This window comes from Streptomyces sp. NBC_01506, assembly GCF_045040295.1.
GTDB lineage: Bacteria > Actinomycetota > Actinomycetes > Streptomycetales > Streptomycetaceae > Streptomyces.
In genome coordinates this window covers 5,794,289-5,807,032 of sequence record NZ_CP109422.1, presented here as the reverse complement: position 1 = coordinate 5,807,032, position 12,744 = coordinate 5,794,289, and the positions used below count along the sequence as shown (strand labels likewise).

Here is a 12,744-nt window from a genome sequence, read left to right as displayed (position 1 = left end):
TCGGGTACGGCGCCCGCCGCGCGACGGGCTGGGCGTGGACGGGGGCTCGGCGCGGACCCGTTGACGACGGAGTAGACCGGTCGTATAGTCATCGGTGTCGGAACACGGCGCACATCGAACTCCCGGAAGGGACACGCATCATGGGACGCATCAAGGTCGGCACCGAGAACAGCACGGACATCGAGCTGCACTACGAGGACAAGGGGACCGGGCAGCCGGTCGTGCTCATCCACGGCTACCCGCTGGACGGCAACTCCTGGGAGGGACAGGCGCCGGCGCTGCTCGACGCCGGCTACCGGGTCATCACCTACGACCGGCGCGGCTTCGGCAAGTCCAGCCAGCCGGCGACCGGTTACGACTACGACACCTTCGCGGCCGACCTGAACACCGTGATGGAGACCCTGGACCTGCGCGAGGCGGTCCTGGTCGGCTTCTCGATGGGCACCGGCGAGGTCGCGCGCTATCTGTCGGTCCACGGCTCCGACCGCGTCGCCAAGGCCGCGTTCCTTGCCTCCCTGGAGCCGTACCTGGCCATCACCGACGACAACCCCGACGGCGCCGCACCGCTCTCCTTCTTCCAGGGCATCTCCGAGACGGTGAAGAAGGACCGCTACGCCTTCTTCACCGGCTTCTACAGCGACTTCTTCAACCTCGACGACAACCTCGGCACCCGGGTGAGCGAGGAAGCCCTCCGCAACGCCTGGAACGTCGCGGCCGGCGCCGGCCCCATCGCCTCCGCCGCCGCACCCCTGACCTGGCCCACCGACTTCCGCCCCGACATCCCCCGCATCGACGTCCCCACCCTGATCGTGCACGGCACCGCCGATCGCACCCTGCCCATCGACGCCACCGGACGCCGCTTCGCCAAGGCGCTCCCCGCCGCCCGGTACGTCGAGATCGAGGGCGCCCCGCACGGACTGCTCACCACCCACACCGCCGAGGTCAACGAAGTGCTGCTGGAATTCCTCGGCCGCTGACCCGCGACGGCGGAGGCGGCGGGTGGTCACGCATGGACACTGTTAGACGACTGGTCTATTCAGCGGTACGGTGAAGAACATGCCAGCCATCCACGGCGACACCCGCCGCAGCATTCTCGACGCCGCTCAGCGGATCATGTCCCACAAGGGATTCGCCGCCGTGGGCATCAACGAAGTCCTCACCGAGGCCGGTGTGCCGAAGGGGTCCTTCTACCACTACTTCGGTTCCAAGGACGCCTTCGGTGAGGCGATGATGCGGTCCTACTTCACCGACTACCTCGCCGACATGGACCGTGTCCTCGCCCAGCCGGGCCTGACCTCGGCGCAGCGGCTGATGAACTACTGGCGGAACTGGCGCGAGACGCAGAGCGTGGACGGGTGCCAGGGCAGGTGTCTGGCCGTCAAGCTCGGCGCGGAGGTCTCCGACCTGTCGGAGACCATGCGGCTGGCGCTGAAGGAGGGCACCACCGCCATAGTCGACCGTCTGGAACGGACCATCACCGCCGGTGTGGAGGACGGTTCGCTGAGCGTCGACGGCGACGCCCGCGACACCGCGGAGGTCCTGTACAACATGTGGCTCGGAGCCAGCGTGATGGCCAAGATCCACCGGGACGTCGGCCCCCTCGACACCACGACGGCGGTCACCCGCCGCCTTCTGCACCTGTAACAGCCCGCGTCGGTCGTCTCGCCTCGCCTCGCCTTGCCTTGCCTTGCCTTGCCTCGACTTGTCACGAGCGAGACGACCGGTCCACCAGATCACTTGGGAGAGACATCATGAAGGTCCTCATCGTCCTCACCTCGCACGACCAGCTCGGCGGCACCGGCCGCAAGACCGGCTTCTGGCTGGAGGAACTGGCCGCCCCCTACTACCGCTTCAAGGACGCCGGCGCCGAGATCGTCCTCGCCTCGCCCAAGGGCGGACGCCCCCCGCTGGATCCCAAGAGCAACGAGCCCGGCTTCCGGACCGACGACACCCGCCGCTTCGAGTCCGACCCCGGCGCCACGGCCGCGCTGGAGCGCACCGTCCGCCTCGACACCGTCTCCGCCGACGACTTCGACACCGTCTTCTACCCCGGCGGCCACGGTCCGCTGTGGGACCTCGCCGAGGACCCGCACTCCGTCCGGCTCATCGAGAGCACCCTGCGCGCGGGCAAGCCCCTCGCCCTGGTCTGCCACGCGCCCGGCGTCCTGCGCCACGCCACCGCCGCCGACGGCACGCCCCTGGTCCGGGGCCGCAGGGTCACCGGCTTCACCAACGAGGAGGAAGCCGCCGTCGAGCTGACGGAGGTGGTCCCCTTCCTCGTCGAGGACGAACTCATCAGGCTCGGCGCCGACTACGCCAAGGCGGGCACCTGGGAACCGTACGTCCGCACGGACGGCCTGCTCATCACCGGCCAGAACCCGGCCTCCTCCGCCCCGGCCGCCGACGCGCTCATCACCCTCGTCGCCGACACCGCCAAGAGCTAGGCCGTGTTTTAGAAGTCCCGCCTGCCCCGCGACGCCCGGCACGCGCACTCGCCGCGTTGTCGGAGTCGCCCAAGTACGCCCAGTACGAGAGCGATCCTCCGCCTTGCGATCGCACGCACCGGACGCCGCAGGGCCCGCCCTCCGGGCGGACGTCGCTACTTCCAAAACACGGCCTAGGCCGGGTCAGATGAAGTCGAGCAGGTCCGCCAGCGGCGGCGGGACGGCTTCGTGCGGGAGCGCGTCGACCAGCACCCGGCCGTAGTGGATCTTGCGGCCCTTCTTGGTGCCGAGAAACCGCTGCAACTGCTGCTGCGGAGTGCGGCCCCGCTGCGCGGGCTGGGCCAGAAAGATCTGTAGCGGGCGCAGATCGCCCTGCTCCTGGATCAGCTCGGTCACCCGTTCCGGGCCCAGGGCGCGGATCAGCTCGTCCTCCAGGTCCGCGTCACACACGAAGTGGTGCGGCGGCAGCCCGGCCCGCGCGAAGGCCCGCTCGTAGTAGCCGCGTTCGCGCTGGTCGCACAGGCCGGTCAGCCGCAGGTCCAGGCCGCCCGGCCCGAGCAGGTCGACGAAGCGGGCCACGTTCATGGCGCCGCCCATCCCCAGGACGCAGACGGCCTCCGCCGCGAGGTCACGGCCGTAGCCCTCCGCCAGCGCCTCGACCGCGGCGGCGTCGCTCGGACCCTCGACCAGGACGGCGCCCTCGACGGACAGCTTCGTGGCCAGCTCGTACGCCAGATCACTGGAGTCACCCGCCGCCCATGCCATGACCGCGTCCCGGAAGGACCTCATATCAGCCAAGTTGCCCACCCATCCGCGCGGGCACCGGCCGCCGCGCCGTTTCCGGGGACGCCGGGGCGCCCGTTTCGCCGAAGGACGGCAGGTTTGGGGAGTGACGCTCGACCAGCTCCGCCAGTCCGGCGACGGTGGCGGCCTCGAAGAACTCGGCCGCCGGCAGATCCACCTGGAGCACGGTCCGGATGCGGGCGAGGAGATCCATGGCCATCAGCGAGTTGCCGCCGATCTCGAAGAACTCGTCGTCGATGCCGATCTCCTGGAGGGCGAGCGCGTCCGCCAGCAGGTCCGCCAGCAGTGCCTCGAGGGGGGTGCGCGCGGCCACGTAGGGCACGTCCGCCGTGCGCGGCAGATGCGTGGGGGCCGGCAGGGCCCGCCGGTCGGTCTTGGAACCCAGCGTCAGCGGGAACTCGTCCATGACGATGATGACGGAGGGATGCATGTACCGGGGCAGCCGGTGGTGCAGGGCCAGGCGCAGCCTCGGTACGAGACCTTCGGCGGGGCCGTTCGGCACGACGTACGCCACCAGGACCTTGCGTCCGGGCATGACGTCCTCGCGGGCCAGCACGACGGCTTCCTTCAGATCCGGCAGACCGGACAGGGCGGCCGCGATCTCGCCGGGCTCGATCCGGTAGCCGTCTACCTTGACCTGGTCGTCGGCGCGGCCACGGAACTCCAGAGCGCCCTCGGCGTCGAGCCGCACCACGTCGCCGATGCTGTACATCCGCTCGCCGGGGACGAACGGGTCGGGCACGAACCGCTCGGCGGTGAGCGCCGGGCGCCCCACGTAGCCGCGGGCCACACCGCTGCCGCTGGTGTACAGCAGGCCCCACTCCCCTTCGGGGACGGGCTCCAGGTTGTCGTCCAGGACGTACAGGCGGGTGTCGGTGACCGCGCGGCCGATCGGGACGCTGTCGCCGATCACGTCCGTGATGACGTGGCAGGAGGTGAAGCAGGTGTCCTCGGTGGGGCCGTAGCCGTTGACGATCAGCAGGTCCGGGTAGGCCCGGTGCAGCGTGTTCATATGCAGGGGGGACAGCGGCTCACCGCCGCCGAGCATCTGGCGCAGGCCGGCCATGCTGTCGAGATGGTCGTCCACCAGGCGGTGGAACAGGCCGGTGGTCAGCCACAGCGTGGTGATCCGTTCCTTCTCCAGGAACGCGGCCAGTTCGTGCATCGCCACCGTGCCCGGCGGATAGATGACCAGCTTGGCCCCGTTGAGCAGCGATCCCCAGATCTCGAAGGCGGAGGGGTCGAAGCGCAGCGAGCAGAATTGCAGGAAGGTCTCGGCCTCGGTCAGTGAGGCGTAGTCGCCGGACTGCACCAGACGGACCACGCCTCGGTGGCGTACGGCGACGCCCTTGGGCATGCCGGTGGAGCCGGAGGTGTAGCAGACGTAGGCCAGGTTGTCCGGCCCTGTGCCGGGCTCGATCGGCCCCGCGACGGGGGCCGTACGCCACGGGTGGTCGAGGTTGACGACGGTGCCGTCGATCTCGGGCACCCTCTCGCTCAGCCGGTCGTGGGTCAGCAGGACGCGGGCCCCGGCCTGCTCCAGCATGTAGCGGAACCGCTCGGGGGGTTCGTTCTGGTGCACGGGCAGATACGCGCCGCCCGCCTTCAGGATGCCGACGAGCGCGACGATCATCTCGAAGGAGCGCTCGACGAACAGGCCGACCACGCTCTCCGTGCCGACCCCGAGCGCGCGCAGGTGCCGGGCCAGCTCGTCGGCCCGGCGGTCCAGCTCCGCGTAGCTCATGTCGACACCGTCGAAGCGCAGCGCGGTCGCGTCGGGGCGACGGCGCACCTGCTCCTCGAAGAGATCAGTGATGGTCACGGTCCGCCAGTCGTCAATCGTCGTCTGAGTCACCGAACTTACTCCTTCCCGCGCCGGGCACAACCGGCTCGCCGTAGTCACACGACCCCCTGCTTGCGCAGGCCGTCCAGAATCGTCGCGGCACGCAGCGACAGCAGGCTGAACGATCCCGCGTCGCCGATGCCGTGGCTCGACTCGCACAGCCCGTTGAGGAACAGCGGTGGTGTGCCCCCGGTACGGGGCCGCACCTGGTAGTCGGGGTCGACGGCCAAGTAGCCGTCGCCGTCGAACTCGAAGCGGTCGATCACCCCCGACAGCAGCGCCGGGTACGCCTCCTGGCCCTGCCCCGGTCCCAGGTCACGGAACCCGGTCGCGAGGATCACCAGGTCCACCTGGTCCGTCGACACGTCCTTGGTGTGGACTTCCTCCACCTCCAGGCGCACGCCCGTGCCGTCCGGTTCCGCGTGCCGTACCTCGCTGTTGCCACGGACGAATATCCGCTGATCGCCGTCCAGGCGCTGCTCGTACATCAGCGCGTACAGGTGGTGCAGGACGTCGGCGTCGGTGGATGAGTAGTTGGTGGGGCGCATGTACGCGTCCAGCTCGTTCTTGCTCGCCCGGCTCGCCCGGTAGTAGTAGTCCGTGAACGCGGGGTAGAAGCCCTCTTCGCTGAACGGGCTGGTGTCCTTGAGGCGCAGCCCGAACTTCCGTACGTAGTTGACGACGCGCGCCTGCGGAAAGCGGTGCGCGAGATCGAGGATGATCTCGACGGCGCTCTGGCTGCCGCCGATGACGGCGATCGACCGCGGGGGCTTGTCGGCCAACTCCCTCACGGTGGGCAGATACCGGGTCAGATGGCAGACCCGGGGGGTGTCGAGGCCGGCGAACGGTTCGGGAACGAACGGCGTACGCCCGGTGCCCACCACCAGTGAGCGGGCCCGCTGCCGTGAGCCGTCCGCGCAGGTCACCACGTACTCAGGGGTGCCGTCGCTCTCGGCGACGGCGATGTCCGTCGCCCGCGCCCCGAACGCCACCTGTGGCTGGAACTGCCGGGTGGCCCAGTCGATGTAGCGCGCGTACTCCTTGCGCAGCGGGAACTCCAGGGGCAGGTTCAGGTGCTCGATGAGCCTGCCCTCTTCGAAGAGGTAGTTGAGGAAGCTGTAGCGGCTGCGCGGATTGCGCAGGGTGACGAGGTCGCGGTTGGGGTGATTCTGCATGTTGGAGCCGTCCAGCAGGAGTCCCCCCTGCCACACCGGGTCGGGTGCGGCCTCCAGGAAGAAGGCGCCCGCCTGGGGCAGGTCCTCCTGGAGCGCGATGGCGAGCGACAGGTTCGCGGGTCCGAACCCGACGCCGAGCACATCGACGGGTTGTTCATCGACGGGTTGTTCATCGACGGGTTCATCGACGGGTTCGCGGGCCGGCGCGGTCGCCTGGACGTCGGGTCGGTCGATCATGCGGCACCTCGGTGTATGTCATCCCGCGTGAGCATTGTTCTCCCGTTCTGTGTGCCGGCCGGTGATCAGGGCCGGGTCCGTCCGCATCTCCTCGTACCAGCGCCGCCACTTCGCCACGTCGCCCGCGAGGCCGGCGGCGGCGATCGCGGCTTCCTCCCGCTCCCAACTGATCTCGCTCCTGGGCTGGATGCCGCTGCTGCCCAGGACCTTGCGGTAGAAGGGGTCGTCCGCCGTGCGGGCGTCCCCCATCAGCGCGCCCACCTGGGGCGAGACCAGTCGCAGGCCCGGCCGGGGGGACCAGTTCTCCAGTCCGTCGACCGGCGGCAGTCCGAGCGCCGCCATCAGGGCGGCGGTGACACCGGCCGGATCGGCCCGCATGTCGTCGGAGTCGACCAGTACGTACGGGGTCTTCCGCGCCCGGCACAGCTCCAACTGCTCGCGCAGCGACCGCCATCCGCTCTCGAAGGGCGGGAAGGTCGTCGCCCCGTTCAGCTCGCGCACGATGCGCAGCCGGGAGGTGGTCGACAGCCGGGGGTCGCAGATGACGAAGACCGGCGGCGCCGTGGCGAGCCCGACGAGCTGGGTGAACTGTGCCTCGCCGAGCTGGAAGCTCATCTCTTTCATCAGCAGGCCGCTGCCCGGCTCCACGCCGTCCAGCGCGACCCGCTCGCCCGACGCGACCACCATGGGCTCACGCAGGACGCCTTCGACCGATTCCGGTCCCTGGTCATCCCAGTAGCAGGCCTCGAACGGCTCGTGACAGTGGTGTGTCACGCGGGGGTGCTGCCACAACAACCGGGCCACGGCGGTCGACCCGGTGCGCGGGGGCGATATCAGCGCCAACCGGGTGTCGTACACGCGGGTCAGCGCGGTTTGCCATTCCACTGTCTCCTCCTCCTGCTCCTGCTGACTGACCTGGCGGCGCGCGTCGGGACTCTCACCGCGTCCGCAGCGCCTGGTCGAGATCCGAGATGATGTCGTCCACGTGCTCGATTCCGACGCTCAGCCGGATCATGTCCGGCGGCACCGGGGCCCGGCCGGGGTCGGCGTCCGCGGCCTGCTTGTGCGTGGTGGCGCCGGGAATCGTCGCCGTGCTCCTGACCTGGCCGAGGTTGTTCGCCCGCCAGACGAGCCCGAGGCGGTCCATGGCCTCGTACGCGGCACGGACACCGCCGGCCGGGCGGAAGCAGACCAGGAAGCCGAATCGGTTCTGCGCCTCGCCCCCGTCCAGCTCGCTGTCGACCAGCCACATGTCCCGCCGGGCGATGTGGTGCGAGCGGTGGCTCTCCAGTCCCGGGTAGAACACCTCGGTGACACCGCTGTGTTCGGCGAGGTGCCGGGCCACTTCGTGCGCGGTACGGGACATGGTGTCCACCCGGCCGCGTACCTCCCGGATGTCCGCGAGGATCGTCCACGCGTTGAACGGGCTGATGACCGCGCCCATGTCCCGCAGGGGACCACGGCGCAGATGGCCGGCGTAGTCGGCCGACAGCTCCGCGGGCTGCCCCCGCAGCCCCAGGTCGTGCCGGGCGATCACCGCTCCGCCCATGCTCCGGCCGCTGGCGCCGGCCGCCTTGGTGAGCGAGTGCACCACCACGTCCGCGCCGAGGGCCAGCGGGCGCAGCAGTGCGGGCGTCGCGAGCGTCGCGTCGACGATGAGCGGGATCCGCGCCTGGCGGGCCAGCGCCGACAGCGCCGGGATGTCCACGAGCTGCACCGTCGGGTTCGACGGGACCTCCGCGTACAGGAACCGGGTCCCGCCGTCGATGCGGCGGGCCCAGGCGTCGACCGACAGCGGGTCGCCGACCCACCGTACGTCGACGCCGCGTTCCTGCCCGTACCGCTTGTCGAAGACCATCGTGGTGGAGCCGTAACACTGCGGCGAGGCGACGATGTTGGGCGCCGGCCCGGCGGCCGTGGACAGCAGCCCCGTCGTGGCCAGGGTGATCGCGCCCATCCCGGTCGCGGTGAGGGTGGCGCTGACCTCGGCGTCCACCCCGTACCCCTCCAGCGCCGCCACGGTCCGCTCCAGGAGACGGACCGTCGGGTTGCCCCGTCGCGCGTACACCCAGCCGTCGCCGTCCTCCGCGGTGGCCGCGAGCATGGCGTCCATCGACGGGAAGCTCTGCGCGGTCGCCAGATGGGCCGGCTCGCTCAGCGAACCGAGGTGCCGGTCCGCCTCCGTGTGGTCGTAGGCGCCGCTGATGGCGAGGGTCGTGAATCGGGCGCCCTTCACAGCGGCGACCCGCCTTGCGCCTGCGCCGGCTCGTTGCTCACGAGTGCTTCCCTTCCGTCCCGGTGCTGCCGTGGGGTCTGGTGATCTGCGTGGTGGCGCTTCGGCGCGGCGGGGCCTCCCCCAACGCCGGCTACAACCCGGCCAGTTCGTCGTGAAGATCGTCAAGACCGAGCGGGCCGAGCGCGAGTGCGGCCGTGTGCCAGGACTTCAGGTCCAGCCGCCCCCCGCGCCCCGCGTGCGCCGCCTCGGCCGCCGCCCGTCCCTCCAGCCAGGCCCGCTCCCCCAACTTGTAGGAGATCGCCTGGCCGGGCAGGCCGAGATAGCGGCCGATCTCGCTGTCCACGTACTCGGCCGACTGCCCGCTGTGTGCGGCCAGGAACTCCTTGGCGAGCGCGGGGGTCCAGGTCCGGCCCGCGCCCAGCGGGGCATCGTCCGGGAGGTCGAGGGCCAGGTGTACGCCGATGTCGACCAGGACCCGTACGGCGCGCAGCATCTGCCAGTCGAGGAAGCCGAGGCGTTCGCCGGGGGTACGCAGATGGCCCAGCTCGTCCATCAGCCGCTCCGCGTACATGGCCCAGCCCTCGGTGCACGCGTCGATGGCCCCGAGGCCGGCCTGGTACGTCGACAACTCGTCGCTGAGGTGTCTCCACTGGGCGAGTTGCAGGTGGTGGCCCGGCACGCCCTCGTGGAACCAGACGCTGCGCAGGCTCCACAGGGGGAACCGGGTGCGGCCCTGGGTGGGCAGCCAGGTGCGGCCGGGGCGCGTGAAGTCCACGCTGGGCGGGGTGTAGTACGCGGCCGAGCCGGTGCCCGCGGGTGCGATCGCGGATTCCACCACCCGTACGGGCGGCGCCACTTCGAAGTACGTGCCGTCGAGCGCGTCGAGCGCTTCGTCCATCCAGCTCTGAAGGCGCAGCCGGACCGCCTCCGTACCGTCCACCGCCTCGCCGTGCAGGTCGAGGTGGTGCATCGCCTCGCGCGGCGTGGCACCGGGCAGCACGGAGCGCGCCTCGGTGCGCATCTCGGCGAGGATTCTGCGGTACTCCCCCCAGGCCCACGCGTACGTCTCGGTCAGGTCGAGTTCGGCGCCGGTCCAGAACCGGGCCCAGGTGCGGTAGCGGTCGGCGCCCACGCCGTCGGGCCGGTCCTGGACGCGGGGGAGGTAGTCGGCGCGCAGCCAGTCCCGCGTCCCGGCCAGCGCGGCGGTGGCCAGGGCCGCCGACGCGTCCAGTTCGGACCGCAGCGCCGCCGGTACGTCGGCGTCCGCGCAGAATCCGGCGTACCAGCCCCGGCCGTCGCCGTCGCGGACCCACGTGTCGAGCTGGTCGGCGATGACGTGGGCCTGTCGCGGCGCCGCGACGAACTGGCCCTTGTCGAGTCCGCGGGTGAGGGATGCCCGGAGGCCGTCGAGCGTGCCGGATACACGGCTCATCCGCCGTGCGACCGCCGTCCAGTCGTCCGCGGTGCGCGTGGGCATCAACTGGAAGATGTCCTGGACGCGTTGTTGCAGGCCGTAGACGTTGACGATCTCACGCAGGTACTCGTCGTCGGTGCTGATGGCCAGGTCGGCGCCCAGCCGCTCGCGCAGCAGCCGCCCGCAGCGGCGCTCCTCGGCGGCCAGGGGGCCCGCCGTCGCCCGCTCGGCCCGGTCCAGGTCGAGGAGCGTCGCGCGGGACAGGTCGTCCGCCCGGTCGCGGCCCTCGGGCGACAGGTCCGGCATCTCGTCGCGCGCCACCGGCAGACCCAGATACGTGGCGATGCCGGGGTCCACCCCGGCGAGCCCCGTGACGTAGGCATCCGCCACATCACGCACCGCGCGGAAGTCGTCGGACAGGTCGTCGCCCACGTGTCTCCACCTCACTGTGTGTCGATCGGTCACTTGGCGCTGTCCGGGGGCACGGCGATACGCCGTGGACCACGCAGCGGACTGGGGAGGGCGGTGCACGGCACCGCCGGGGAACAGATCATGTCCCGGCCACAGGGGCGGGTCAATCGACGCCGATTGAACGCCGACCGGCGTACGGAGACGGCGAGTTGACCGCCCCGATCCCCGTCAGGTCAGGTCAGGTCGGCTCAGCTCGGCTCAGCGGGGCAGGAACACGCCGGCGTCCTCGTCGCGGGCCATGGCGTGGACGCGGGCCGCGAGGGCCACGTCGTGGACGCCCATGCCGAACGGGTTGATCACCGTACGGTCGGTGGAGGTGATCGGGCGCGGATAGGCGCCTGACAGGAGCGTGGCGAGGTCCGCGTCCACCTGCCGGGCTCCCGCGACCACGGTGCCCGGCGCGGTGGCACGGCCGGCCCGCGCGAGGCGCCCCAGGAGCCGGGTGTCGTCCTCGCTGACGAGGTGCCAGTCGTCGACGAACAGGTGCTCGGCGCCCAGGAGTACGTCCTCGGCGGCGTCGTCCAGGGACACGTTGAGGAAGACGGAACCCTCCGGCAGCCAGGCCAGCGGTACGTACGCGGTCGTGGTCGTCGTGGCGGCCACCGTGACCGGGGCCGCCCGTACCGCCGACTCGGCGTCGGCAGCGATCTCGACGTCGATCCGCGGCAGTTCGGCGCGCAACTCGTCGGCGAAGGCCACGGACCGGGACGGCGACAGGTCGTGGACGATCACCGACTTCACCGCGCCGTGGGCCGCCAGCAGCCTCAGATGGGTACGGGCCTGGACACCGCACCCCAGCAGGGCCACCCGGTCCACCGTGTGCAGCGGACGGACCGCGCGCAGCGCCGCCACGGAGACCGCCGCCGTACGCAGGGCGCTGATCTGCGCGCCCTCCATGAGGCAGACCGGTTCGGCCGTTTCGCTGTCGTACAGCAGGATCAGGCCGGCGGCACGGGGCAGACCGCGCTCCACGTTGCCCAGACTGGCGTTGATGATCTTGCAGCCGTACGCGCCGTCGTGCCAGGCGGGCAGGACGAGGCTGCGGGCCGCGGATCCGTCGGGCGCGGTCCACCGCAGGGCGGCCTCGGTCGCCACTCCGGACCGGTTCTCGCGTACGGCGAGCAACGCCTCGGTGACCGCGTCGAGCGGGTCGAGCCGCGCGCACAGCGACGCGACGGTCGCACGGTCGAGATACCGCATCGGTTGGGGCTGGGCCTGCATGGGTCAGGTCCTTTCTCGTTGTGAAACAGGGGAATTGCACATCCTTGAAGGGCTCGGACGGCCTCCTCTACGGTCGCCCGCATGAACTCACCACAGCCCCGTCCCAAGAAGCCGCCGCGCTGGCTCCTGCGCCGCCCGGACCCGGACGCGCCGGCCCGCCTCTTCCTGTTCCCCTACTCGGGGTGCGGCGCCTCGATGTACCAGGCGTGGCCGCGCCGTATCGGTGCGATCGACGTCTGCCTGATCCAGCCGCCCGCCCGGCAGAACCGGATCGCCGAACCGCACTACGGGACGTACGAGAACATGGCGCGGGAGCTTGTCGAGTACCTGCGGCCGCATCTGGACCGGCCGTTCGCGTTCTTCGGGCACTGCGGTGGGGCGCTTCCCGGCATCGAGGTGACCCGGCAACTCGCCGCGGCCGGGCTGCCGTTGCCCGAGCGGGTCTTCGTCTCGGGGCAGGTGGCGCCGCACGACGGGCCGTACAGCCGGCTGTTCGAGCTGGACCGGGACGGGCTGCGCACCGAGCTGGGACACATCATCACCAGGCTCGGCGGCGAGCCGGGCGGACCGCTCATGGAGATGGGCCTCGATGTCCTCGTCAACGACCTCGAGGCGAACAGGCGGTACGCCCCCGGCCGCGTCACGGTCGCCTCCGGTATCACGGCGATCGGCTGGTCCGAGGACACCGAGATCCCGGCGAAGCTCATGGGCGGCTGGCAGGACACCTCCGCCGACTGCCGGTCCGTCGAACTGCCGGGCGGACACTTCGAGTTCCTTTCCGCACCGCAGGCGCTGCTCGCCGAGATCCGCCGCGACTTCGGCGAGGTGGCGGACGTCCCGGCGGACGCGGAGCCGGAGCGGGCGGTGCGCTGAGCCGGGGGCGGCTCGCTCGTCACGAG

General features: G+C 71.0%; 11 protein-coding genes. 4 read left to right on the top strand and 7 right to left on the bottom strand.

The window, feature by feature from the left end; genetic code table 11:
* Positions 1-140: 140 nt before the first annotated feature.
* From OG329_RS25800 to OG329_RS25790, 3 genes are all read left to right on the top strand, one after another.
* Entirely contained in the window at positions 141-977 is an 837-nt protein-coding gene (locus OG329_RS25800) for an alpha/beta fold hydrolase (protein WP_405798457.1), read from the top strand.
* Between the two features lie 79 nt (positions 978-1,056).
* The gene (locus OG329_RS25795; RefSeq protein ID WP_405798455.1) at positions 1,057-1,644 is read left to right on the top strand and encodes a TetR/AcrR family transcriptional regulator; all 588 of its coding nucleotides are present in this window, start codon (positions 1,057-1,059) and stop codon (positions 1,642-1,644) included.
* Between the two features lie 107 nt (positions 1,645-1,751).
* On the top strand, positions 1,752-2,444 hold the full coding sequence (locus tag OG329_RS25790; RefSeq protein ID WP_405798454.1) for a type 1 glutamine amidotransferase domain-containing protein: 693 nt from the start codon (positions 1,752-1,754) through the stop codon (positions 2,442-2,444).
* Positions 2,445-2,627: 183 nt separating this feature from the next.
* On the opposite strand, the gene OG329_RS25785 is transcribed toward OG329_RS25790, so the two are convergent.
* From OG329_RS25785 to OG329_RS25755, 7 genes are all read right to left on the bottom strand, one after another.
* On the bottom strand, positions 2,628-3,242 hold the full coding sequence (locus OG329_RS25785) for a TOPRIM nucleotidyl transferase/hydrolase domain-containing protein (protein WP_405798452.1): 615 nt from the start codon (positions 3,240-3,242) through the stop codon (positions 2,628-2,630).
* Entirely contained in the window at positions 3,235-5,103 is a 1,869-nt protein-coding gene (locus tag OG329_RS25780) for an amino acid adenylation domain-containing protein (protein WP_405798450.1), read from the bottom strand. Before OG329_RS25780 ends, OG329_RS25785 begins: the two co-directional genes overlap by 8 nt.
* 44 nt (positions 5,104-5,147) lie before the next feature.
* Positions 5,148-6,503 (bottom strand): lysine N(6)-hydroxylase/L-ornithine N(5)-oxygenase family protein, encoded by a 1,356-nt coding sequence (locus OG329_RS25775; protein ID WP_405798449.1) that lies wholly within the window; start codon positions 6,501-6,503, stop codon positions 5,148-5,150.
* Positions 6,504-6,521: 18 nt separating this feature from the next.
* Positions 6,522-7,388 (bottom strand): hypothetical protein, encoded by an 867-nt coding sequence (locus OG329_RS25770; protein WP_405798448.1) that lies wholly within the window; start codon positions 7,386-7,388, stop codon positions 6,522-6,524.
* A gap of 52 nt (positions 7,389-7,440) precedes the next feature.
* Positions 7,441-8,739, bottom strand: a complete 1,299-nt coding sequence (locus OG329_RS25765) for a trans-sulfuration enzyme family protein (protein WP_405798447.1) — start codon at positions 8,737-8,739, stop codon at positions 7,441-7,443.
* A gap of 130 nt (positions 8,740-8,869) precedes the next feature.
* Entirely contained in the window at positions 8,870-10,585 is a 1,716-nt protein-coding gene (locus OG329_RS25760) for a DUF885 domain-containing protein (RefSeq protein ID WP_405798445.1), read from the bottom strand.
* A gap of 237 nt (positions 10,586-10,822) precedes the next feature.
* The gene (locus OG329_RS25755; RefSeq protein WP_405798444.1) at positions 10,823-11,845 is read right to left on the bottom strand and encodes an ornithine cyclodeaminase; all 1,023 of its coding nucleotides are present in this window, start codon (positions 11,843-11,845) and stop codon (positions 10,823-10,825) included.
* Positions 11,846-11,926: 81 nt separating this feature from the next.
* On the opposite strand from OG329_RS25755, the gene OG329_RS25750 reads away from it, so the two are divergent.
* Complete coding sequence (locus OG329_RS25750; RefSeq protein ID WP_405798442.1) at positions 11,927-12,718, top strand: thioesterase II family protein; 792 nt, start codon at positions 11,927-11,929, stop codon at positions 12,716-12,718.
* Positions 12,719-12,744: the final 26 nt, after the last annotated feature.